The 24,642-nt window shown below is 42.4% G+C and carries 22 protein-coding genes; 16 read left to right on the top strand and 6 right to left on the bottom strand.

Annotation, left to right across the window (positions count from 1 at the left end):
• Window positions 1–250: 250 nt before the first annotated feature.
• From AC4E8B_RS21695 to AC4E8B_RS21670, 6 genes are all read left to right on the top strand, one after another.
• Window positions 251–1,000, top strand: coding sequence for an MgtC/SapB family protein (locus AC4E8B_RS21695; RefSeq protein ID WP_490215513.1), 750 nt, complete (start codon window positions 251–253; stop codon window positions 998–1,000).
• A 27-nt stretch (window positions 1,001–1,027) separates the two neighbouring features.
• The gene (locus AC4E8B_RS21690) at window positions 1,028–2,161 is read left to right on the top strand and encodes an ABC transporter ATP-binding protein (protein WP_490215512.1); all 1,134 of its coding nucleotides are present in this window, start codon (window positions 1,028–1,030) and stop codon (window positions 2,159–2,161) included.
• Entirely contained in the window at window positions 2,158–3,099 is a 942-nt protein-coding gene (locus AC4E8B_RS21685) for a carbohydrate ABC transporter permease (protein WP_490215511.1), read from the top strand. Before AC4E8B_RS21690 ends, AC4E8B_RS21685 begins: the two co-directional genes overlap by 4 nt.
• Before the next feature lie 2 nt (window positions 3,100–3,101).
• Window positions 3,102–3,914: a carbohydrate ABC transporter permease gene (locus AC4E8B_RS21680; RefSeq protein ID WP_490219830.1), complete on the top strand. Its 813-nt coding sequence runs from the start codon at window positions 3,102–3,104 to the stop codon at window positions 3,912–3,914.
• Window positions 3,915–3,991: 77 nt separating this feature from the next.
• A complete protein-coding gene (locus tag AC4E8B_RS21675; protein ID WP_490215510.1) occupies window positions 3,992–5,356 on the top strand; it encodes an ABC transporter substrate-binding protein in 1,365 nt (454 codons plus the stop codon).
• A 95-nt stretch (window positions 5,357–5,451) separates the two neighbouring features.
• Complete coding sequence (locus tag AC4E8B_RS21670; protein ID WP_490215509.1) at window positions 5,452–6,183, top strand: glycerophosphodiester phosphodiesterase; 732 nt, start codon at window positions 5,452–5,454, stop codon at window positions 6,181–6,183.
• A gap of 216 nt (window positions 6,184–6,399) precedes the next feature.
• Here the strand turns inward: AC4E8B_RS21670 and AC4E8B_RS21665 are convergent, their stop codons facing one another.
• Together AC4E8B_RS21665 and AC4E8B_RS21660 are read right to left on the bottom strand one after the other, a co-directional pair.
• Complete coding sequence (locus tag AC4E8B_RS21665; RefSeq protein ID WP_490215508.1) at window positions 6,400–6,888, bottom strand: sigma-70 family RNA polymerase sigma factor; 489 nt, start codon at window positions 6,886–6,888, stop codon at window positions 6,400–6,402.
• 247 nt (window positions 6,889–7,135) lie between these two features.
• Complete coding sequence (locus AC4E8B_RS21660) at window positions 7,136–7,600, bottom strand: hypothetical protein (protein ID WP_490215506.1); 465 nt, start codon at window positions 7,598–7,600, stop codon at window positions 7,136–7,138.
• A gap of 179 nt (window positions 7,601–7,779) precedes the next feature.
• On the opposite strand from AC4E8B_RS21660, the gene AC4E8B_RS21655 reads away from it, so the two are divergent.
• Entirely contained in the window at window positions 7,780–8,913 is a 1,134-nt protein-coding gene (locus AC4E8B_RS21655; RefSeq protein WP_490215505.1) for a M20 family metallopeptidase, read from the top strand.
• Window positions 8,914–8,938: 25 nt separating this feature from the next.
• Here the strand turns inward: AC4E8B_RS21655 and tagU are convergent, their stop codons facing one another.
• Window positions 8,939–9,868, bottom strand: coding sequence for a polyisoprenyl-teichoic acid--peptidoglycan teichoic acid transferase TagU (gene tagU / locus AC4E8B_RS21650; RefSeq protein WP_490215504.1), 930 nt, complete (start codon window positions 9,866–9,868; stop codon window positions 8,939–8,941).
• 202 nt (window positions 9,869–10,070) lie between these two features.
• Between tagU and AC4E8B_RS21645 the strand changes: the two genes are divergently transcribed.
• Window positions 10,071–12,371 carry a bifunctional 2',3'-cyclic-nucleotide 2'-phosphodiesterase/3'-nucleotidase gene (locus tag AC4E8B_RS21645; protein ID WP_490215503.1) on the top strand — a complete coding sequence of 767 codons (2,301 nt, stop codon included), beginning with the start codon at window positions 10,071–10,073 and terminating at the stop codon, window positions 12,369–12,371.
• Between the two features lie 45 nt (window positions 12,372–12,416).
• On the opposite strand, the gene AC4E8B_RS21640 is transcribed toward AC4E8B_RS21645, so the two are convergent.
• Window positions 12,417–14,222: an LTA synthase family protein gene (locus AC4E8B_RS21640; RefSeq protein ID WP_490219828.1), complete on the bottom strand. Its 1,806-nt coding sequence runs from the start codon at window positions 14,220–14,222 to the stop codon at window positions 12,417–12,419.
• Window positions 14,223–14,520: 298 nt separating this feature from the next.
• On the opposite strand from AC4E8B_RS21640, the gene AC4E8B_RS21635 reads away from it, so the two are divergent.
• From AC4E8B_RS21635 to AC4E8B_RS21610, 6 genes are all read left to right on the top strand, one after another.
• Entirely contained in the window at window positions 14,521–16,371 is a 1,851-nt protein-coding gene (locus AC4E8B_RS21635; RefSeq protein ID WP_490215501.1) for a bifunctional metallophosphatase/5'-nucleotidase, read from the top strand.
• A gap of 103 nt (window positions 16,372–16,474) precedes the next feature.
• Window positions 16,475–17,137, top strand: coding sequence for an HAD family hydrolase (locus AC4E8B_RS21630; RefSeq protein WP_490215500.1), 663 nt, complete (start codon window positions 16,475–16,477; stop codon window positions 17,135–17,137).
• Window positions 17,138–17,304: 167 nt separating this feature from the next.
• Window positions 17,305–18,450, top strand: a complete 1,146-nt coding sequence (locus tag AC4E8B_RS21625; RefSeq protein ID WP_490215499.1) for a glucosaminidase domain-containing protein — start codon at window positions 17,305–17,307, stop codon at window positions 18,448–18,450.
• Between the two features lie 124 nt (window positions 18,451–18,574).
• A complete protein-coding gene (locus tag AC4E8B_RS21620) occupies window positions 18,575–19,237 on the top strand; it encodes a hypothetical protein (RefSeq protein ID WP_490215498.1) in 663 nt (220 codons plus the stop codon).
• Between the two features lie 13 nt (window positions 19,238–19,250).
• Window positions 19,251–20,456 (top strand): efflux RND transporter periplasmic adaptor subunit, encoded by a 1,206-nt coding sequence (locus AC4E8B_RS21615; protein ID WP_490215497.1) that lies wholly within the window; start codon window positions 19,251–19,253, stop codon window positions 20,454–20,456.
• A 307-nt stretch (window positions 20,457–20,763) separates the two neighbouring features.
• Window positions 20,764–21,645 (top strand): helix-turn-helix domain-containing protein, encoded by an 882-nt coding sequence (locus AC4E8B_RS21610; protein WP_490215496.1) that lies wholly within the window; start codon window positions 20,764–20,766, stop codon window positions 21,643–21,645.
• A gap of 78 nt (window positions 21,646–21,723) precedes the next feature.
• Here AC4E8B_RS21610 and AC4E8B_RS21605 read toward each other — a convergent pair whose 3' ends face one another.
• The gene (locus AC4E8B_RS21605; RefSeq protein ID WP_490215495.1) at window positions 21,724–22,050 is read right to left on the bottom strand and encodes a hypothetical protein; all 327 of its coding nucleotides are present in this window, start codon (window positions 22,048–22,050) and stop codon (window positions 21,724–21,726) included.
• 243 nt (window positions 22,051–22,293) lie between these two features.
• Between AC4E8B_RS21605 and AC4E8B_RS21600 the strand changes: the two genes are divergently transcribed.
• Window positions 22,294–23,295: a hypothetical protein gene (locus tag AC4E8B_RS21600; RefSeq protein ID WP_490215493.1), complete on the top strand. Its 1,002-nt coding sequence runs from the start codon at window positions 22,294–22,296 to the stop codon at window positions 23,293–23,295.
• Window positions 23,296–23,397: 102 nt separating this feature from the next.
• Here the strand turns inward: AC4E8B_RS21600 and AC4E8B_RS21595 are convergent, their stop codons facing one another.
• Window positions 23,398–23,523 carry a hypothetical protein gene (locus AC4E8B_RS21595; RefSeq protein WP_257964205.1) on the bottom strand — a complete coding sequence of 42 codons (126 nt, stop codon included), beginning with the start codon at window positions 23,521–23,523 and terminating at the stop codon, window positions 23,398–23,400.
• Between the two features lie 147 nt (window positions 23,524–23,670).
• Between AC4E8B_RS21595 and AC4E8B_RS21590 the strand changes: the two genes are divergently transcribed.
• On the top strand, window positions 23,671–24,585 hold the full coding sequence (locus tag AC4E8B_RS21590) for a helix-turn-helix domain-containing protein (protein WP_490215492.1): 915 nt from the start codon (window positions 23,671–23,673) through the stop codon (window positions 24,583–24,585).
• The last annotated feature ends 57 nt before the right edge of the window (window positions 24,586–24,642 follow it).

Below are 24,642 nucleotides of genomic sequence, written 5' to 3'. Positions count from 1 at the left end.
ACTGAATATAGCCAGTATAAACGTTTTTTTCTTCTTTTTATAGCATACCGGCAAAGGTCTGTTAAATAAACCCATGGGTTTTATAGGAATTAACTTAATATAAAAAATAGTTTGACAATTAACTATTTTTAAATGTAATATATTACTAAGTTAATATCTTGTGATGGAGAAATGGGAGGCTCACATATTTTGCTTAGGATTTAATCTAAGCATATTTGTGGCCTCTTTTTATTTGAATGGGAAAGGAGGGATGGCTATAACGGTCACTATATCAGCTTTGACCATTGTGGAAAGGCTGTTTCTGGCAGCACTACTCGGAGGCCTGATAGGCTGGGAAAGAGATTTAAGAAACAAGCAGGCCGGATTTAAGACCCATCTGCTCGTTTCAGTCGGTTCGGCTTTAATGATGATTTTATCCATTTACGGGTTCAATGAGACTATCGGCCATGTAAATGCCCGGTTTGATCCCGCCAGGCTGGCGCATGGTGTTATCAGCGGCATAGGATTCCTGGGGGCGGGAGCCATTCTGAAGCACTCTAATAACAGTGTATCAGGCATCACGACGGCAGCGACTTTGTGGGTGGTCGCGGCAATCGGGCTAAGTGTTGGGAGCGGCTTCTACCTTCCTGCCTACATAACCACAGGCATTGTACTTTTGAATGTGTTTGTGCTGAGAAGCCTGGAATTCAAGTTTCTCACTCCTTACAAGTTTTTTGTTTTTACACTGACTGTTTCGGAAGAAGCAAAGGTGCTTGGAAAACTGAATAAAGTGCTGAAAAATGAGAGCGCCTTCATCGAGGCGATCACGATGGCAGACGAATATTACTTCCTGGAGGAAGGCTATGTATCTCTTGATATCAGAATTAAAATATCTTCCCGCAAAAATATTCTCTCATTATATGAAAAACTATGCAGCCTTGAGGGGGTAAAGCAGGTCCAGCTTGATCATAGCCCGCTGTCAGAAAATCTTCGCAGGAAAGATAAAAATGTAAGCATTTAATTACGGCATCAAGAAAGGAATGGAAAGATGAAAAAAGTCGAATTGATTGATGTATCCAAGTCTTATGACCAAAAGACGGATGTGATCACCAATATCAATGTCACGATTGAGCCGGGAGAATTCTTTGTGCTTGTCGGGCCGTCCGGATGCGGAAAAAGTACGATGCTCCGCATGATCGCCGGGCTGGAGGAAATAACAGGAGGCGTTTTGGAAATCGGCGGGAAGGAAGCTAACCTGCTGCCGCCGAGCAAACGGGATATCTCGATGGTTTTCCAAAACTATGCCCTGTATCCGCATCTTACAGTGGAAGAGAATATTATTTTTGGTCTCCATGTTAAAAAGGTGCCAAAAACTGAACGGAAAAAACGGTGTGAAGATGTGGCAGCATTGCTTGGTTTATCGGAATACCTGAAACGGAAGCCGAGGGAGCTTTCCGGAGGGCAGCGCCAAAGGGTGGCACTCGCAAGGGCGATCGTCAACCAGGCCCCGATTTGCCTGATGGATGAGCCGCTTTCCAATCTGGACGCAAAGCTCAGGGCCCATATGCGCTCTGAAATCAGGCAAATCCAGCGGCGCCTTGGCATCACCATGATTTATGTGACACATGATCAGGTCGAGGCTATGACGATGGGTGACCGCATCATGATACTGCACGATGGGAAAATCCAGCAGATCGGAAAGCCGATCGATATTTATAATAATCCAGCCAATCCATTTGTGGCGACCTTTATCGGATCTCCGCCAATGAATATCGCAGAAGGCAGAGTATCAGGGGCAGGGGCAGCTATCGCTCTTGGAGATGATGCGGCGATAAATGTACCCGCAGCTGACCGGGGGCTCCTTTCAGGGGACCATGTTATTGTCGGCGTGCGCCCCGAGCACTTGAAGGCCGCTACCAAGGAAACACCTGCTGAAGAAAAAGTACAGGTTGAAGTAATCAATGTGGAAGTGCTGGGCAACGAAACGATTTTCTCCTTTACATTGGGGGGGAGTGAATGGATGGCCAAGTGGAACGGCCAGTGGCGGATCCAGATTGGCGACATCGTGCCGATTGCAATCAGCTATGACTCGCTTTGTTTCTTTGATTATGAGACAAAGCAGATTATCAAAACCCCTACGGATATTGAGAACCATATGATTGAAAAAGAGGTGCTGCTATGAAGGCGGAAGTCAGCAGCAATCCCGTCAGGCCAGCATCAGCACGAGGTGTGAAGCCTGGCTTATGGAAACGGTCCCTGAATGCGCGTACTGCCCTTTTATATCTATTTCCTTCCATTTTGCTGTTTTCAGTCTTTATATTCTATCCGATGTTCCGGACGATCTATTTAAGCTTCTTTTTAACAGACCAGCACGGGGCGGCTTCCCTTTTTGTCGGGATAGAGAACTATGCTTATCTGCTGGAGTCCGAGGCATTCCGCAACAGCGTTAAAGCTACAATATTATTCGTGTTATACACGGTTCCGGCCGGGATCATCATCGCTTTATTCCTGGCTTTGATTGCAAACGAGAAGCTGCGGGGCATCGGTTTTTTCCGGACAATCTATTCATCGACGATGGGGATATCGGTAGCGGCATCATCGGTGGTATGGCTTTTCCTGTTCCATCCAAGCGTCGGTATGTTCAACCGCCTGTTAAGCGTGCTTCATCTGCCGCAGGTACAGTGGCTTTTGGACCCGGACTGGGCATTGATTTCCGTAGCCATCTCGACCATCTGGCTGAATACCGGATTTTCTTTTCTTATCATTTTGGGCGGCCTGCAGAATATTGATGAGTATTTATATGAAAGTGCAAAAATCGATGGGGCCGGGTACTGGTATCAGCTTCGCAGGATTACGATTCCAATGCTGTCGCCGACTTTGTTCTTTATCATCACCATTTCGCTGATCAATGCTTTCCAGACATTCGGGCAGGTTGATATTTTAACAAAAGGCGGGCCTTCACAGGCGACCAACCTGATTGTGTATTCCATTTATAGAGAAGCATTCATCAACTACCAGTTCGGGACAGCAAGCGCACAGGCAGTCTTCCTGTTCATATGCATCCTGATCGTTACCATCCTGCAATTCAAGCTCGGAGAAAAGAAGGTGCATTATCAATGAGCATGAGCATGCCGAGAAAAATATTGTTGTATATCCTGCTGGTGCTGGCAGCTTTTCTCCTGTTTTTCCCAGTCCTTTACGCATTCATGATCTCTTTCATGACTGGCGGAGAAATCATGCAGGGCAAATTCTTCCCGAAGGCCTTTCATTTTGACAATTATGTAAAAGTATTCGAGCGGCTGCCGCTCATGAAATATCTGATCAATAGTTTTATCGTGTCTTTCAGTGTCATGCTCGGCCAGCTGGTGGTCTGCAGCATGGCGGCCTATGCATTTGTGTTCATTCCATTCAAGGGAAGGGACCTCATCTTTTTCTTGTTCATTTCAACCATGATGATCCCTTGGGAAGCAACCATGATCCCGAACTTCTTTACAATCCAGAAGCTTGATTGGATCAACACTTACCAGGGGATGACCATGCCTTTCTTTGCACTGGCGTTCGGGACCTTCCTGCTGCGGCAGCATTTCAAAACCATCCCGAAGGAGCTCCATGAAGCTTCGCTGGTTGCAGGTCTCAGCAGATTTGCCTTCTTCTGGAGGGTCATCCTGCCGGTTTCCAAAACCAGTCTTGTCACTCTCGGAGCCTACGGATTCCTAACAACCTGGAATATGTATCTGTGGCCGCTCCTTGTGACGACCAATGACCAGGTGAGGACTGTCCAAATCGGGCTCAAGCAGCTGCAGTCGCAGGAAGTGGCAACAGAATGGGGAGTTGTGATGGCGGGCGTCATCGTCGTCATCATCCCGACATTGATGCTGCTGTTCCTGGGGCAGAAGCAGCTTCAAAAAGGATTGACACAGGGAGCGCTTAAATAGGGTTTTACTGCCGGAGGCATGCACGCGCATGTTTAACCGGCAGCCATATATACAATATGAAAAAGAGGGGTGCAGGAATGAAAAAAGGGTTAAAGTGGTTCTTTATGTTTACAGCGATTTTCAGTTTGCTGCTTATGTCGGCGTGTTCGAACAATGAAAGTTCTTCTGGAGAAGGAAGCAGCAGCGGAAGCGGTTCCGGAGGAGAAACAGAGGACGGCAAGACAGAAATCACCTTCTGGCATGCGATGTCAGGTGCAGGACAGGAAACACTGGACAGCATTGTCGCGGACTTTAACAGCTCACAGGAAAAATACTCAGTGAAAGCTGAATTCCAGGGATCTTATGAAGAGCTTCTGACAAAGCTCCGCAGTGTAGGCGGCACTAAAGATGCACCTGCCATTACACAGGTTTTCGAAGTAGGGACGAAGTATATGATCGACAGCGGCTTTATTGAGCCGATGCAGACATTCATTGATAAAGATAATTATGATGTTTCCCAGCTTGAGGAAAACATTCTCAATTATTATACGGTGGACGATAAGCTGTATTCCATGCCTTTCAACTCTTCAACACCGGTCATGATCTACAATAAAGATGCCTTTAAAGAAGCTGGCCTTGATCCTGAAAAAGCGCCGGAAACATTTAATGAAGTGAAGGCGGCGGCGGAAAAGCTGACTAAAAAAGGAGAGCGCTACGGGTTTTCGATGCTCACTTACGGCTGGTTCTTTGAACAGCTGGTTGCAACACAGGGTGGCCTTTATGTGAATGAAGAGAATGGACGCGCGGGCGATGCAACAAAGTCAGTATTCAATGGGGAAGAAGGCTTGAGGGTCTTCAACTTCCTGGATGAAATGAATAAGGCCGGCACATTCGGCAACTACGGCACGAACTGGGATGATATCCGCGCTGCTTTCCAGACAGGAAAAGTGGCCATGTATATGGATTCCTCTGCAGGTGTCTCTGCAGCCATCAATAATTCCCCATTTGATGTAGGGGTAGCTTTCATCCCATATCCGGATGAAGTCGAAAGACAGGGTGTTGCGATTGGCGGAGCGTCGCTCTGGATGTCCAAAGGCATTGCTGAGAAGCAGCAGGAAGCTGGCTGGGAATTCATGAAATACCTGGCTTCACCTGAAGCACAGGCAAAATGGCATATCGGAACAGGCTATTTCGCAATCAACCCGGCAGCATATGAGGAAGACATCGTTAAGCAGGAATGGGAAAAATACCCTCAGTTCAAGGTGACAGTCGATCAGCTGCAGCAGACTAAACCATCTGTTGCGACACAGGGAGCACTGATTTCTGTATTCCCGGAATCACGCCAGCAGGTAGTAACGGCGCTTGAAGATCTGTATCAGGGCACAGCCCCTCAGGAAGCGCTTGACAAGGCGGCAGAAGGAACAGACAGGGCAATCGAAATCGCCAATAAAACAAAGAAATAAAACGGCAGGGGCAGCGCCCTATGTTTATGGCTGGTATGCTATAAATAATAGAGGGGCTGCCCCTATTTTAATTAGAGTGAATCGAGGTGCACAGTATGAAACACACAAAAATCTACGCCCACCGTGGCAGCAAGGGCACACATCCGGAAAATACGATGCCGGCCTTTGAAGAAGCTGTGAGGCTCGGAGCCGACGGCATTGAACTGGATGTCCATCTTTCCAGGGACGGCGAGCTGATTGTCATCCATGATGAGCAGGTCGACAGGACGACAGATGGCAAGGGCACTGTACGGGATATGCCGCTTGAAGACATCAAGAAGCTGGATGCCGGTTCATGGTTCAGGGAAGAGTTTGCGGGAACAAGGATTCCTGTGCTTGGCGAGGTGCTTGAGCTGCTGCAGGGAACAGGCATCAAGCTGAACGTTGAAATCAAGAGCGATGTGATTCCTTATGAGGGCATTGAAGAAAAAGTGCTTGAAGCGCTTGAAAAATATGATTATAAATCCGATGCGGTCATTTCATCTTTCAATCATTACAGCCTCCAGAGAGTCCATCAGCTGGATCCTGAAATTGAGACAGCCATCCTGTTCATGGAGGTGCTGTATGAACCCTGGAAGTATGCTGCAGGAATCGGGGCATCAGCATTGCACGTTTATGCGCCTGTCGCTTATGCGGAGATGAGCAGGGAAGCGGAACGGAACGAGTTTCCTGTTCGCGTGTTTACAATCAATAAGGAAGAGCAGATGCGAGAGCTGCTTGACCTTGGGGTGGACACCATCATGACGGATTATCCGGAAAAGGCAATGAAGGTTCGGGATGTGCGTTAAATAGACAGCCGCTGTTTTTTGGCGGCTGTTTTTTGTTTGGGATGCCAGTTACCACCACCAAAAAAAGGAGCCTGGCGTGCTGGTGCCATTCAGCTAGCCGGGCTTTTAAAAATGGGGTAAAACGATGATTAAACCTTGGTATAGCTCTACTATACGCTTCCTTCTATATGAAGTAGTTATCTATTGGTTAAAAAATGGTTACAGAAAGGTTACAGATCATTCGGGGCTTTCCAGGCTTCCTTTCAATCTCTCTTTAGCACCTTTGCGCCATGCTTTGACTGCGGATAAAGAAACCTTTTCCTTTGCGGCAATTTCCGGGACAGTCAAATCTTCCAGCACCGTATACAGCACCCATTTTGTCTGGTTGTCTGTCAGCTCTCCGCAATATGACAGAATCAATTTTTGCTCGAATGGCACTTCAGAATCAGCATCCTCAATATTTTCCCAGAATTCTTCCTTCGCATAAACCTTCTGTTCTTCCTCTTTATTAGTGCGGGTCATTTCTGACAGAAACTTGCCTTTGATGGTCGTGTACGCAAAATTGGTGAACCCGCCTTTTTCCGGTCTGAACTTTTCATGAGCCTCCCAAAGGGCAATCAAGCCGATCTGCAGAAATTCATCTTCATTTTTATAGATGGATAATGTGCGGATGATTTTCCGGATCATCGGCTGGTATTGTTCTGCAAGCATTTCAAAGTTTTCCATGAGAACTTTCCTATCGGGCGGCGCGCCAGCCAGGTATTCCCGGGTAAGTTCAGCATAATTGGGAAATAAATTGTGTGCGAATCAGGGAAAATTTCGTTTTTAACACTTTTTTATCTTAAAAATGATATTTTTTAAAATAAATTCGTATAAAAATCATGGGAAATAACAAAAAATGAATATAAATGGGTATTTTTCAGAAAATGAAGAAAACCTTCCTTAAAATAAGAAAGGTTTTGCGGGAGAATTCTTATTTCTGCTTATAGTCCCAAAGAATCTGCCAGCCATCCTCCATCTCGGCCGCAAACACATCCTGCACTAAATTGAAATTTCCGTATTTCCCTTTGTAAGTCTGGGTAACCGTGACGCTATAAACCCTGGGAAAGGTTTCCCCGCCGTCAGCCATCCTCCAGTTCTCAAGTTTCTCGGCTTTGCCAAGCTCATAGGAGAAGGTATTGACCCCGAAATGGTTCAAAAAGACGTGGGCCCGGTCCTGGATATAAGGCCCTTTATCAAATTTCTTTTTCATTTCCGGATGGAAAAGCTCCCAGGAAGCTGAAAAATCGCCTTTCTGCTCGTATGTATAAAACTCATCAACCGTACTGACGGCCCTTTTTTCTGCTGAAGGCAGGACGAGCCGGATCAGGAAGAAGAGGGCTGCACAGGCAATGATAATCACGATGAGCTTAATAGGGAATTTGTTTCGTTTTTTCATCGCACCCGGCCTCCTTTTAGACAAGTTATAAAAAGATATTCATCAGTGAGGAAAAATATCACCGGACAAATTTATCTTGTTAACATTCTCCAATAGTGAAACATAAGCAGAATAGTAAGGTATAATTTATACATAACAAAAGTGCTTAATTGCGGCTCATTTTTATGGAGGGGTAAATAGTGGAGGTTTTTATACGAAGCAAGCAAGGGGAGATGCTGGAGCTGATCGAGAGGCTCGTCAATATCGACAGCGGTTCCCACAATAAAGAGGGGGTAGATAGAGTAGGCTCTATCCTGAAGGAGGAGTATGAAAATCTCGGGTTCCAGGTCCAGGTCCACGAACAGGAGCAGTATGGCAATAATCTGATCATCAGGCACAAAAATGCGATTGACCCGAAAATCATTCTTGTTGCCCATATGGACACGGTATTTCCTGACGGGACAGCAGCCAAAAGGCCGTTCCGGATCGAGGGGAATAGGGCGCTGGGGCCGGGCGTGGCGGATATGAAATCCAGCCAGGCAGAGCTTTTATACGCCTTGAAGGCATTGATTGCGAGCGGGACAAAAGGATATGAAAATGTCCTGATCGTACTGAATACAGATGAAGAAATCGGTTCTCCGGCATCCAAGAAGCTGATCATCGAGCAGGCGGCAGGCAAGGAATATGCCCTGATCATGGAGCCTGCCAGGAAGGACGGTTCGCTTGTTTCCTCACGGAGGGGAGGCGGCCGCTACAAAGTGATTGTCAAAGGGCGGGCCGCCCACTCGGGGATTGAGCCGGAAAAGGGGCGCAGCGCGATTGAAGAGCTGGCTCATAAGATCATCCAGCTTCATGAGCTCAACGATCATGAAAAGGGGATCAGCGTCAATGTCGGGCTGATCGAAGGCGGATCTGCCGTCAACACGGTTTCGCCAAGCGCGGTCGCCCATGTGGACATCCGCATCACGGATATGGAGCAGGCGAGATTCCTCCAGGAAAAGATTGAGGAAATCTGCTCCCACACAGACGTGCCTGGCACAAGGGTGGAGGTCAAAGGCAGGATCAGCCGCCCGCCTATGGAGAAGAATGAGCAGAACGAATCGCTTCTTCATGTCATCCAGGAGGTTGGCAAGGAAATGGGCCTCGATGTCTCCGATACAGCGACAGGCGGAGGATCGGATGCCAGCTTCACCTCTGCCAACGGCGTTGCGACCGTAGATGGGCTTGGGCCTGTCGGTGGCAATGCCCACAGTGAAAATGAATATGTGGAAATTCCAACGCTTACGGAAAGGACGCTGCTTCTGGCGAAGACGATTCAGCGGCTTTCGGAATGAAAAAAAGGAGCCTTAGCTGGCTCCTTTAATTTATATTCAGGTGTGCTCGCAATTCTTCCTGGATCCGTGCCTGTTCTTCATCAGAAACAATTAAATACCAAATAGAATCAATTCTCTGTCCTTGTCCCTCAATAGTCATCTGCTGAATATTTTTACTGGCATCTTTATAGCCTTTTTGAATATCGACCATCTCACTGAATGTTAAATTGGTTTTGATATTCTTGCCCAAGGCGGAGAATATTTCATCGTAATTTGATAGAGACGAGATGCTTGCGCCTTCTTTAATAACCGCTTGTATAACCTGGCGCTGCCTTAGCTGCCGGCCAAAATCTCCCCGTGGATCATCATACCGCATCCGAGAAAATTTAAGAGCTTTATCTCCGTCTAGTGTAATGCTCCCTTTGGGGAAATGCACCTTTTCATAGATGAAGTCCAAATCATTTTCGACTGTGACACCGCCAACAGCATTAACGATGTCCTTAAATCCTTCCATATTGATTTTCATATAATAATCAATCGGAATATCCAGGAAGTTCTCGACGGTATTCATGGACATTTCTATTCCGCCGAAGGCAAAGGCATGATTAATTTTGTCCACTGTCCCATGTCCTGCAATTTCTGTTCTGGTGTCCCTTGGGATGCTCAGCATCTTTACCGAATTTGTTTCCGGGTTGACAGTCAGTACAATCATAGTGTCTGAACGGCCCTTATCATTTTCCCGCTCATCCACACCAAGCATTAGGACCGAAAATGGCTCCTTTTTTTCGAGTGTTACAACCTGCTCCCTCTTATCCGACTTTTCTCTCTTTATAGGCTGGTGCATAGTATCCACCGCTTTAGTTAATGAATGGTATATAGAATAAGCATAAGCACCGCCAGCTACAATTAACAGCCCAAAAACAATCCCTGCAACCTTCAGCCACGTACGGCCCTTTTTCTTCTTCCCAGTATTCATGATTTAGCTCCTTCTCTTGCAATATATAGCAATAAAAACATTATATTAAAAACCGCCTTATAATAATAGCAGTTTTTAAGAAGTATGTTTGGGTAGTGGGTCTAAAGTAGGGGTCTGGCCCTTTACAAAAAATATATATTTCAATTTTCAATGTTATGATATTATGGAATAGTTGCAATATTATCACTGGGGGGAAGTTAGCGTGAAGATTTCTAGTAAGAAGAAAGTGGCTGGGGTTGCACTGGCGTTAGGATTGATTATTCCACAGGCGGCACCGGCTATTACTTATGCAGATGTAGTGAATAATGATGTTGTAAAGCTGAGGATTTTGGAGACAACTGATATTCATACGAATATTGTAAATTATGATTATTACAAGGATGCTCAGACTAATGAATTTGGCCTTTCGAAAACTGCAACTCTAATAGAAGCTGCACGTAAAGAAGAGAAGAATACTTTACTATTTGATAATGGCGATCTTATTCAAGGGAGCCCCCTAGGCGATTATGCAGGACGCATCAAGCCGACAAAAGAGGGAGAAGTGCACCCTGCTATTAAGGCTTTGAATCTATTGAAATATGATGCTGCCACTGTAGGAAACCATGAGTTTAACTATGGATTGGATTTGCTTGATGAATCTTATGATGATGCAGAATTTGATTTGGTAAACGCCAATGTTTACCATGATGATAAAGATAATAACCCTGATAACGATAAAAACTATTTTACTCCATATAAAATCATGGATAAGCAGGTCACTGATGAAGATGGGGAAACTCATACAATTAAAGTAGGTGTCATTGGCTTTGTCCCTCCGCAGATTATGACTTGGGATAAAGCAAACCTTGAAGGAAAGGTCATCGTTAAAGATATTGTAAAATCTGCAGAGACTTTTGTACCAAAGATGAAGGCTGATGGTGCTGATATTATTGTTGTGTTATCGCATTCTGGTATTGATACTGCAGCTAACGAGGGCAACGAGGAAAACGCTTCATATTATCTAACTAAAGTTGAAGACATTGATGCTGTTTTAACTGGTCACCAGCATAAGAAATTCCCGGCAGCTGCAGGTGTGAAAGCTGACTTTGCGGATGGGAATGGCTTTGATAATGCAAAAGGCACAATAAATGGCGTGCCGGTAACAATGCCAGGTTCATGGGGAGATAACCTGGGTGTTATTGACCTGACTGTAGAAAAGAAAGATGGAAAGTGGGCTGTAACAAATTCAGCCGCTACACTTCGTGCTATTGCAGACAAAGACAAAAAGCCTTTGGTTGAAAGCAGCAAGGCTGTAGAAGAAGCTATCAAGGCTGAGCACCAAGGGACACTTGAATATGTGAGGGGTCCTGTTGGAAATACTGCTGCTGCTATTAACAGCTACTTTGCTTTGGTCCAAGATGATCCTTCTGTGCAAATTGTAACCAATGCTCAAAAGTGGTATGTAGAAAATGCTTTGAAGGATACAAAATATAAGGATCTTCCTATTTTATCTGCGGGCGCTCCGTTTAAAGCCGGCGGCCGGAACGGCTCCAGCTATTACACTGATATAGCTCCAGGAGAAATTGCAGTCAAAAACGTTTCTGATTTATACCTATATCCTAATACGGTACATGCTGTTAAGGTTAATGGCTCAGATTTGAAAGAGTGGCTTGAGTGGTCAGCCGGCCAGTTCAAACAAATTGATCCTAAAAAGACAGAAGCACAAGAATTAGTCAACGGTGATTTCCCAACTTACAATTTTGATATCATTGATGGTGTAACTTATGAGATTGATGTTACTGAACCTGCAAAATATGATTCTTCGCAGAATGTAGCAAATGCTAATGCCAATAGAATCAAAAACCTTAAGTTTAATGGGAAGCCAGTAACTTCGAATATGGAATTTATTGTGGCAACGAATAATTACCGTGCCAGCGGCGTAAAACTGCCAAGCAAAGAAATCGTGCTTGCAGCACCTGATGAAAATCGTCAGGCTATCATTGATTATATTGCCCAGACAAAAACGATAAATCCAACAGCAGACAAGAACTGGAGCTTTGCACCTATTAAAGGAGCAAACGGTGTAAAAGTATCATTCCAATCTTCGCCGAATGCCCAAAAGTATCTATCACAAGATGGAAATATCAAATATTTAAGCACGCTGGATACCGGCTTTGCTGAATATGAACTTACTATCCCTGCAATGAAGGATGAAAAGCCAGAAACCAAACCAGAAACACCTAATCCTGCATCCAAAGTATTCTGGGACGGCTTATTAATGAAAAAAGGACAGATTGGTAAAGTAACGATTGAAAAACCGATCAACCTGTGGAAGCGTGAAGGAGACAAACTTGTATTTGTCCGCATTCTAAAACCAGGCGAACAATACCGCGTTTATCGTTATGATAATAAATACGGCGGCCAATATGGATTAGGTGCTGATCACTATGTGACCAATATGAAAGGTTACGTCAAATATCAGACCCCATCTAAGGCGAAGTTAAAGGCATTGAACGGACAGTAATTTAAAAGAATAGGGTCAGACCCCTACTTTAGTAGGGGTCTGACCCTATTTAATTTCCCCGATCAAATCATTTTCCAGTAAGAACTTGGAGATATCCACTTCCTTTTTTAATCTTTCGTAGTTTGGTTTGCAAGCAGCCAGATCTACTGGTTCGTTTGTTTTAACATCAATGCACTTGCCCGATTCAAATCTGCCATCATGGGAAGCCAGGTAATCTAAACTGTCACTATAGAATGTGTAAGGAATTGTTTCATAATAGAAGCCTGCAAATCCAGGGACGGAAGTATCCAGGCTTCTGCCCATCTGGGCGAGCTGACTTTCTAATCCAAGCAAGCTGCTCAGTGTAGGATAAATATCTAACTGGCTTCCGACTGACTCGGTCCGTATTCCCTCTGTCTGTCCAGGATGATGGATGATGAGGGGAATATTGAACTGTTCTTTGGTGTCGAAGTCAATACCCAACAGTTTTTGTAATTCTGACCGGTCTTTTGGGATTGGGCCGTAATGGTCCCCGTATACTGCAAAAATAGTATCTTCCCAGAGACCTTCTCTCTTTAGATCTTCAATGAAGGTTCCTAAAGCTTTATCAAAGTAATGCACGGCCTGCAAATAATTCCCCGTATTGGTTCCCTCCATTGATCCAGGCAAGCTCATATATTCGTATTTGGAAGGAAGTTTAAAAGGACGATGATTCGTCAGACTGACAATAAAACTGTAAAAAGGCTTTTTGCTTTCCTTATAGATGGGGACCATTTGTTTGAATAAGCTTTCATCGGATATTCCAAGCTCAATAATTTCGTCTTCTTTCATCTTAAAATGATGGCGGTGATAAAATTCCTGATATCCTTGCTGGGAGTATGCCATCCCCCTATTCCAGAATTCCTTGGAATTTCCATGGGAGGCGCTAGTTGAGTATCCTTCCTCTTGCAGAATTTTCCCCAATGACCGGTAAGTGTTATTTGGATAGGTTTTGTATATTCCCAGGTCAGACATTGGATACAGAGAATTGTTTGCAGCAAATTCAGCATCTGATGTATTGCCCCTGCCAATTTGTAAATAAATATTATTGTAATAATGGCTGCTTTCAACCAGATTGTTCAGTACAGGGGTTACCTCTTGTCCATAAACGGATAGACCAATCGGAAAATCATTGAGGGACTCAGCTTGAACAATGATAAGATTTTTTCCGTTAAATTGCCCGAAATATGGCGAATCTTTTTGCTGATCCTGTCTTGTTTTAAAATAGCCCTTGATCTCGTCCAGTTTTGTCAATTCTTTCTCCGTTATTTCTTTTGCAAAGGCTTTACTGAGAAAAGTCTGGGAAACATCATAAATATGGGCTGGCAGTACGCCAGTCAATGAAGTTTTATACTGATCAGAGAAGGTGTCTTTTAATGGGTAATAGGCAGAGAACAGCAGAATGGCTATTCCTCCTAACCCAATAGCAGCACCTATCCTATTGTTTAGCGGGCCACCTGAATATTTTTGGTATAGGTAAAGCAGAAATAAAAATACAGGGAAATCCACCCAATACCAAACATCACTCCAATATAACAAGGAAATGATTGAATCCATTACATCCCCAAGCTGGCCAGCCTGGCCTATCAATTCAACATGGAGTATGGCATCATAATATCGTTCATATACAACATCTGAATATAAAAGCAGGGACAAGAGGAAATAAAGCGCTATTATAAGAGAATACTTTATTTTGGCTCTCTTCAAGGTAAAAAGGCAGCCAATAAAAAGACCAATTCCTGCAGCGGCAAGCAAGTTTAATTTCTTATGAGGGTTCAGTTCAAGTTCATGGATAAAATAAAACGACTTCATAAGCCAAAAAAGGCTGATCATGCCTATAATAATGGCAGCCATAATCAATGGCTGGTATTTTGCAAAGTATGGCCTCAAAGTACTTTCACCCTCTTGATGTTCAAGTTTACAATATCTTAACATAAAATTTACGGAAAATTATAAATAATTAAAGTGGTAATACGACAGCATTTTTAAGTGAGTCGAAATTTGGGGTCTGACCCCTACTTTAGTAGGGGTCAGACCCCAAATTTACAAAACATTCAACACAGCTTTACAGTTTTTATGTATAATTACTATTGGAATAATAAAAAAGATTTAGAATTTTGGGAGGTAGGAAATGAACATTCTTAAAAAAGGATTTGCTGTACTGACTGCTGCCTTTGTCATCGGTTCAGGTTTTGGGCCGGCGGTTTCTGCTAATGCGGAAGAGTCTGCTGCAGGGACAAAGAAGATCACGATTTTGCACACAAATGATTCCCACGGACGTGCGGTTGAAAGTGATAATGACGGCATGGGTTTTGCAAAGATTTCTACTCTGGTAAAGAAGTTTGAAAGTGAAAATCCGAATACACTTCTTTTGGACGCTGGAGATACTTTTCATGGAACGAATTTTGCTACCTTGAACAAAGGCGAGAGTATTGCGGAAATTATGAATAAAGTTGGCTATGATGGGATGGCAGCAGGGAACCATGATTTCAACTATGGATACCAAAGACTGCTGGAATTAGAAAAGAAAGTGGTTTTCCCGATTTTAAGCGCCAATGTTAAAAAGCAGGATGGAACACGCTTGTTGAAGCCTTATGAAATAAAAGAAGTTGATGGAATAAAACTGGGTATTTTTGGGTTGTCTACTCCTGAGACTCACTACAAAACGCATCCTAAGAATGTGGAAGGACTGACATTTACAGACCCTGCGGCGGAAGCAAGGGAAATGGTTAAAGAGCTGAAAGCGCAAAATGTAGATGCTATTATTGCGGTAACACATCTTGGCATTGATGAGTCCAGTACCGATACATCAATCAAGGTTGCGAAGGAAGCACCAGGCATTGATCTTATTGTTGATGGCCACAGCCATTCAGTTCTTGTAGAAGGACTCAAAGGAGAAAATGACACACTGATTGTTAGTGCAGGTGAATATACGAAGAATCTGGGAACTGTCGAATTGACATTTGAGGATAAGAAAATTGTCAGCAAAACAGCCAAGCTTATTAAAAAAGAAGAAACTGCTGACATCGTTCCTGATCCTGCAGTTGAAGAAGTAATTAAAAAGATTCAATCAGCTCAAGAAGAAATTCTTTCACAAGTGATTGGAAAAACCGCCGTCAAGCTGGAAGGAGAACGTGAACAGGTCCGAGCGGGAGAAACTAACCTGGGGAACCTCATTACTGATGCCATGGTTGATGTAACAGGGGCCGATATGGCAATTACTAATGGAGGCGGGATTCGTGCTTCCATCGATGCAGGGGATATAACAAAAGGTGATGTTATTACCGTACTGCCATTTGGTAATTATATTGTGACGAAGAAACTGAAAGGTTCGCAAATCAAAGCAGGCATTGAGAATGGCGTAAGTGCCTACCCTGATGTAAAAGGTGCTTTTCCGCATGTTTCAGGTTTGACTTTTGCTATTGATCCTTCTCAGTCTGCCGGCAGCCGTGTGCATTCAATGAAAATCGACGGCAAAGCTGTTGATATGAATAAAGAGTATGTAGTGGCTACGAATGACTTTATGGCAGCAGGTGGAGATGAGTACACTTCATTTAATGACAGCCCAATTCTTAATGAGTATCAGGCTCTCGATGAAGCATTAATTAACTATATTCAGAAAATCGGTACGGTAAATGCCAAAGTGGAAGGGCGCGTCGTTTCTGCCCCGCTTAATGAGGACAAACCGGTTGACAGTAAGCCTGCTCCTAAGATTTACTGGGATGGCCTGCTCATGAAAAAAGGGCAGATCGGAAGAGTAGTGGTGAAGCAGCCGATTAATCTGTGGAAACGCGATGCGAATGACAAACTTACATTCGTGCGAGTATTAAAGGTAGGGGAGCAATACAGGGTTTACCGCTATGACAACAAATACTTTGGCCAATATGGCCTGGGCGGCGGCTATTACGTAACGAATATGGGGGGCTATATAGGGTATGAAACGCCATCGAAGAAAAAGCTTGCTCAATTGATGGGACAATGATAAAAAAAGCTGCCGAAAGGCAGTTTTTTTTATTTATGGTGCCTTCCTTGTAAACTGGGCGGTAATTTCATTATAATGTTAATAAAAGGAAGGGTTGAGACAAATGGGAAAAAGAGTTGTTCTATTTGATTTTGATGGAACTCTGGCAGATACTCTGCCTATCTGTTTTGATGCTTTTAAGTATGTATTTAGGCAGTATGATAATAGAGACATTACTGAAAAAGAGATAATAGGAATGTTTGGCCCAACAGAAGATGAGATTATAGAAAGAAATCTTCAAAGTACAAATGAGATACAAAATGCAATTGCAGATTATTTTTCCTTCTATGAAAAAGGCCATGACAGGAATTTTCAATTAATAGAAGAAATTAAGGGTTTATTGGAATTATTAAAGGAACGCAATATGAAGCTTGGTATCATTACTGGAAAAAGCAGGCGGGGATTGGATATAACTTTGAGATGCCTGAAAATTGAGGACTATTTTGATATCTCAATAGCCGGTGATGAAGTATCGAAACCTAAGCCTGATGGAGAGGGTATCTTAAAAGCTTTGGAGTTTTTAGGGGTGGAACAGAATGATGTCATTTTTGTAGGAGACAGCAGGGCTGATATTGCTGCGGGAAGGCATGCACAGGTGGCAACAGCAGCGGCCCAGTGGTTTGATTCGGTCCAGTCAACTTCTTTTGATGAGGAGCCAGATGTACTGTGCAAATCCATCGGGGATTTAAAAGACTATGTGAATCGCGTGGCTGCATCTGTTTTATAGAGAGAAGAATTAAAGATTTGATGTCGACAAAAAAAGAACCGGTAAAACTGACGGTTCTTTTTTTTTGTGTGGTTAATTATGGAATATGCTTGAAAATGGTGACAAAGCAAACCTTACAATATATAGTAAACTAGTAATATTTTTATATAATATAAAGGGAGAGGAAAATGAGGAAATTAACAGCAGGGATTTTAGCAGTCTTAATAGTCTTTGGAGCATTTTTGCCGTTACATACAGCAGAAGCAAGCAGCAAAGTGAGCATCACGGGTAATTCCGTGTTGACCGCAAAGCAAATGGGGGATTATGTACTTTTAAAAAATCCAGTGCCCAGGTTAATGGAGATTGATATATACAGGCTGGCTGATTTGTTTTTGGCCATTGGACGGGCTGAAGGCATCAGGGGAGATATTGCATTTGCTCAGTCTCTGCATGAGACAGGCTATTTTAAATATGGAAATGATGTTGTTCCAGAGCAGAACAATTATGCCGGGATCGGAGCTGTTGGTGGAGGAGCAAGAGGCGCCTTTTTTCAGACACCAGAAGAAGGAGTGCGTGCTCAAATTCAGCATTTGAAGGCTTATGCCAATAAAGAACCGCTTGTGACCGAGAAGATCGATCCTCGATTTGATCTCGTTACTAGAGGCATTGCACCTAATTGGACTGATTTGAATGGCAGATGGGCAGTGCCGGGAACAGGATATGGAGAGAAAATTCTATCCATTTTCAATGACATGAGTTCAATCAATCTATCCATACCAAATGTGGATACTTCCATTACTTACGAATTGCCGATAGCCTCATTATACCTTAAAGCTGATCGTCCGTTAGTTGCGCCAAACGGCACTGTTCACAAGACCTTGCCCAAGAATTATTCTTACCGCATTTTTGGGACCATTGGCAATAATTATAATTTAGGCGGCGGTTATACCGTTGCTGCCAACAGTGCGAAAATGAATGTTTATATTGGCAGGCTGTACATCAAGAATACTAATGTATCTTTATACAAGCCGGACGGCTCTTTCCATAGAAAACTATCTGTCGGTGAAAATATCAGGGTCTATAGCTTTGATAATGCCCGATATTATGTAGGCGGAGGATATTATGTGGCTAAAAGCCAGGATGTTTCTTTTTATAAGGGGACCATTAAAATAACCGGGGATACCAACTTGTTCAACCGGGCAGGAGAAACTGTAAGAGTTCTGAAGAACGGCCAGCAGTTCAGGGTCTATGCCATTAATGGAAACGTCCTGGATCTCGGAGCAGGGCTCTTCATCACATACGATAAACGGAAACAGCAATATGATAATTTCTAAGGGGGGTCTGACCCCTCTTTTCTATGAAAATTAGACTATATTCCCCAACATTCGAGAGGATAGTGGAAATTATTACAATTGATAGGTTAGAATGAAAGTGTAACTAATGTTTGGAGGAACTGTAATGATATATTATGTGCAGCTGTTTAGGGGAATCCTCAATCCTTCTTTAGCTTTTTATCAGCTGGGGAAGGCAGAGGAGATAAGGGGGCTTGTAAAGCGGCTTATTCTGCTGAATTTAGCAGGTGCCATGATCTTTGCAGCCTATGGTTATATGGGGATGGGCCTGGAATTTTTACATAGGGAAATAACAAGTATTGGCAGTGCTGAATTTGAGGCGAAGAAGCTTTTTGCGATAATTGGGCAGACATGCTGGGGAATCATTTATACATGCCTGATATTGTTCCTGCAGGCTGTGCTTTTTTGGATATTCATGGATGTGGAATATAGAAAACTGTTGGTTGTCCAGTCATTTGTTTCAATCATATTTCTTGCTGAAAAAGTCCTGCTGCTGCCTATAACTGCGATTTTGGGCACAGGCGGGAAGTCTTCTCCATTCTCCTTGGGGGTAATCAGCCAATATGTATTCGAAAGCGGATTTCTTATCAAGTTATTCTCAATGGTTACCATATTTAGCATTGCAGTGATCATCTTTCAATATAAAGCTTTAAAATCAATTACTGAAAAAAGTCCCAAACTGATTTTAATCGTTGTCATTTTAATTAATCTGCTGTATTGGACAGTTACTGCAGTAGTATTCCAACTTCAGATAGAGAAGCTAATATAAGGGTGTTGATCGTATGGGAAGGCGGACAAAAAAATTGCTTGCCCTGCTCTGTGTCTTGGCCATTTCAGTTAATATGTATTTATTGCTGAAAGATGGGAGCAAGGCAGACCGGGCGGCTTACATAAGCAAAACTAATCAGTCAGCGAAAAAAGATATAATAGAGAAAGTAGACGTTCCTGGAGTGGTTTCACCGGCTGAGTCTACTCCATATTACTTTGATCAATCGCTTGGCACTTTTGGCGATTTCCTGGTGAAAGAGCAAGAAACAGTAGCAGCTGGAACTCCGCTTTTTGAATACACGGCAGATGATGTGTGGGCAGAAGTGGAGAAGCTTGAAGCAGAACAGGAAAAAACCGAACAGCAGGCAGAAAGCATAGAAGACCACATAAGCGAGCTGATTGCCTATAAAGCTACTGTTCAGTTCAGTGGAGAGGATGAGGAAAACTCATCTGCAGAAATTATCCACAATATTGAAAAGGATATATATGACAAAGAACTTCAGCGGGAATTGCTTATGGAAGAGGCATCCATGTATGAAAGGCAAATACAGTCCATCAGCAGCCGTGACAGTAAAGTTACAGTCCTTAGTAAAGCCGATGGAGTTGTACAGGATATCAATTATGAGCTTGGTGATCCTGCAGTCGTCATTAGCTCTTCAGCACCCAATGTAACGGGCGTAATAGAGGAAGCAGATCGTCGTAAAATAGAACAGGGCATGAAGGTGTCTGTGGGTGTTCCAGATAAGGATAGGGTAGAGGGGATGCTCCTTCAGGCAGGAGCATTGCCTGAGAATGAGATCTCTGTTGAAGAAAATAGCAAGTACCCATTTATCGCGGCACTGGATGAAACAGAAGGGCTTTTCATGGGGACGCATGTAAGTGTTTCAATTATCATAGAAGAAATCAGAGACGCGATCACAGTGCCGGAGACAGCTGTCTTTAAAGAGGAAAAAGAACATTATGTATGGGCAGTGATGGAAGACGGACTCCTTGAGAAAAGAAAAGTTGTCAAAGGGAAGAATATGGACGGAAGAGTTCAGATAACGGACGGGCTTGTAAATAAAGAGCTAATTGTTGTTCGTGCCAAGGATGTAGAAACAAATGAAGGGCCTATGTTCATTACACCTGCCCATCCTGGAGAAATCACTAAAAACTCCCTTAAACAGCTAGGGAAAAGTGAGGCTTTGCGTTATTTCCTTAAAGGCTTTACATCAAATTAGGGTCTGACCCCTACTAAAGTAGGGGTCAGACCCCATTTTTTTGCATAAAAAGATCACCCTATTATAAATAGGGTGATTAGAAAAGTGGAGATTTAGTATTGCGTACACAATTGTGTACACTGGGCTAACGAATACAATCGCCTTGAAACAATCGCTTTAGGACTGAAAGGCTATATGTATATTAAAACATATTTAGAATATTCCTGATTTCCTCCCTAAAAGAGGAATATATATATATAGTTTATATTTCCTTCCTTAAATTCCAAAGATTATAATAGAAAATAACTATAAGAATATTTGTTGGACGGTGGAAACTTTGGACTTCTCAGCTATTGGTGCAAAAATTAAAGAGCTTAGAAAAACACAGCGTTTGTCTCAAAAGGAACTAGCTGATGGAATCTGTACCCAGGCACAAATCAGTAAACTTGAGAATGGCGATGTTTATCCGTATGCTTCTACTTTATATTTTATTGCGGAGAAGCTGGGAGTAGATGTCAACTATTTTCTGCATATAGGCACAACCCCCCGGCTGGATTATGTAGAGGAAGTCTCCCGGCAGCTTAAACTGGCGAGACGGGTATTTAAATATAATGATATTAAGCAGATTGTTAAGGCAGAAGAAAATAATCCTTTATTTACACAAAATCCGGTATATCTGCAGCTGCTGCTATGGCATAAAGGAATTTATGAATATTACCTTCATAAAGATATGGAAGGGTCACTTGATTGGTTTGATAAGGCAATTGAACTTACTCAAGGGAAAAATTGGTCCGAGAGGGAAATTGAAATTTCGATAAGCAAGGGGATCATTCTTTTTGAAGAAAACCATTTAGATGAAGCGATGGCTTTATATGAAAGAGCTGAGGAACATTTGAACATACTGCCTATCTTAAAAGATGAAACTATTAAAATCAGACTCCATTATAATATGGCAAGAACCTGGACAAGGATGGGAGTGCTGCACAAGTCTATTCTTAGCTGCAATCATGGCATCGACTACTGTTTGGACTGCGATAATCTCTTTCTGCTCGGAGAACTGCATTATCATTTAGGCTATAATTATGAACTGCAGGAAGACTTTAAGAAAGCGAGAGACTATATGGAGAGAGCTTTAGTTATATTTGAGCTTCAAAAGGATAATAAATACGATGAATTTATTAGAGGCAAACTTCAGACCTGGGATAGCTGATAAAGAAAAAGAGAGGAGAAGGAGATAAATCATCATACGTAGTGGTTTACCTTCTTCTCTATATAAAAATATAGGGGGTCACAAAGCTGAGAGCATCCTTTTGTCTACATTGCTATAGAAATTTTGGATGCCAATTACACTTAGAAAATCTTTTATTTTCTCATAAGTAGCGGCTCGGAATTCCTCGACAACGGTAAAACTTTCAACAAAAGCTACCTTTTCTCCATTTTGCAGTTCAGTATGCACAAAATCAAATTGTTGTTTTTCTAGAGGAGTATAATTGCAGGTACATGTGTAGATTATTGCCTCGCCAACCTTCTGTGCTGCCTTCTTGAAATAAAAGGAGAACACGATAGCGCATTCATCATCAAGGAACATAGGCTGAATCTTCATATCAAGTTCCATGCAGATCACCTCCGGCTCTTTATATAAAGAATAACAGAAAAGTATTTATCCCCCGTTTCTTATGTGCCCCCTTTACCGGGAATTATTCCCCTTAAATCAGAAAGGAAGTACAAATTAGTACTGTATATATAACTGTAGGCATATTCCCAGAAGAATAATTAAAAGGAAGGAATATTATTCCTGTATTATATTCTTCCTATATTTTGTATATTATGTTTAAAATATCGTCATACAGGAGGAAAAATGAAAGGCTTTAAATTCCTTATTATCTCTTTTGTCTTATTAGTCACCTTATTATCCCCAGGTGATGCCTTTGGTCAAACCTCAGCTGAAAAAGCTGTAGGACGTGCAGAAGATTTGGCCAGGTCCCTTAAATGGCAGATATCTGTAGAAAGCAACAAACAGCTGGCAATGCCTGATATGATTTTGTTTAATAACACAAAATTTGCATATAAGAATGCCCTGGCAGAAGTAAGCAAGCTTCCAAAAGATAAAAGATCAAAATATCATACGCGATTGGATGCCAATGTCAAAGTCCATATTGATCGAAGCATTGCTTTTATTGATGCTCTTACGGGCGGAAAAAAGATTGAAACTCTCACCAAAGAGCTTGATTATTTAATTAGTGAAGAAATTTATATGATTCGTATGGATGATGCATATCATGAGGTATCAGCAGAAGTCAGGAAGCAGGCTGTCCTGTTATACAGGGTTTATGGCAAATCAACGAGGGAAGCCATCCTGGCAAAATATAAAAAACCGGCTGAAGCATTAAAAGAAAGAGTTTCTGTTTTTGTCACAGCAAAAGATATTGTTGATGCTGCAAGAGAAGAAATGCAAAAAGATGAGATAGATATATATTCAATGATAGGCTATCTTGGCGATGCAAATTTCTATTTGCCTAAAATTAAGCCAGACCATGCAAGGGATGCCCTGCAATCTGATATAATCAGTATGGCAAGAGAGCTGAGTGACATCAGCGAACCTCTTTTTGAAGGGCCTATGATTGCGTGGGTGAATACTGAAGATGGGTTTAAAGAAACATTATCTGTCCATTTTGATATGGGAGATCACATAGAAAAAGAATATTACAATCTTGAAAGTCCTCTTGAGTATAGGGGAACAGAACTTATCAGCTTTGATTTTTACGGATATGACTATACTGTCCTTCTTTACAAGGATGATCCGAACGAGTGGATCTCGCCTTCAATTTACACGCTTGATATCACCGCGATAGCTGAATAGGTTTACGTCAGCAGGAAGGCAATCTTCCTGCTTTTTTTCATCAATAAAAAAAGCTCCTTGTAAAGGAGCCAAAAAATGGGGTCAAGCGGAAAGGGCTAGAAATTAGTAGATTGTCGGAAGTTCTTGCGTCTGAACTGGACCGCCGTTTGATGGATTAGCAGTTCCTACAAAACCAAAGCAGACTACTAAACCGCAGACAAGTAAATAACCAAATAGTTTTCTTTTCATTTAACTTCCTCCTTTGTATAATTTGCGATAATCTTGATGTATAAGTAAGATTAATCTAATTAAAACATAATTTTAAAAGAGGTGTTTTCCTGATTTTCGTTATTGTCGCGTGTTTATAGGCTAAAAACATAGAAATAACAGATACAATTGAAAGATATTATAATTCTAGGAATATTTAGGGGGATAAATATGGACTTTTCAGCAGTGGGCAAGAAGATCAGGGAATTGCGCAAACTCATGGAGATGTCCCAAGAAGACCTGGCTGAGGGTATTTGTACGCAGGCGCAAATCAGTAAAATAGAAAAAGGCGATGTTTACCCATTTGCATCCACCTTGTATTTGATTTCTCAGAAGCTTGGTGTCGATGTTAATTATTTTTTTGATATCGGCATGACACCGAGAATTGATTATGTGCAGGAAGTGGCCAATCAGCTAAAGTTTGCTCGTAGGAATTCTGACTATGATACGATGAAACAAATCATTCATATTGAAGAAAAGAACCCGCTGTTTTCTCACAATAACCGCAATATGCAGCTCCTTATCTGGCATAAAGGAATTGTTGAGCATGCAGTTAATCACGACAAAGCAGGTGCACTATGTCTGCTGGAAGAAGCAATATATATGACTAAAGCAAATTCGAAAGCATGGTCGGAACGGGAAATAGAAATTTTGCTCAGCATAGGGGCTATCCACTTCGAAGAAAAGGAATATGAAAAGACAATGGATGTCTGCATTTCAGCCAAAGAGCATTTACAGCTGCTACCCTATGTGAATGACCACACTATATTTATCCGTTTATACTACAATATTGCCCGTACTTTTACTAGAGTAAAAAAGTACCGGGAATCCACTAATTATTGTAAGGAAGCCATTCGGAACTGCATCCAGAAGGATAATCTGTACCTTTTGGGCGAGCTTCATTATCACATAGGCTACAACTATGAGCTAATGGGAAAGATCCCTGAAGCTAAGAATTATATGAAGAAAGCACTGACTATATTTGAGCTGCAGGAAGATGAAAAGTATATGAAGTTTATTAATGATAAGCTGAGTAAATGGTAAAAAAAGAGGAGGGTCAGACCCCTACTAAAGTACGGGTTCTCACCCTCCTCTTTTTTT

Source organism: Bacillus sp. SRL543 (genome assembly GCF_984799205.1).
The sequence above is the reverse complement of the archived record's forward strand: the minus strand, read 5'-3'. Positions and strand labels throughout refer to the sequence as shown.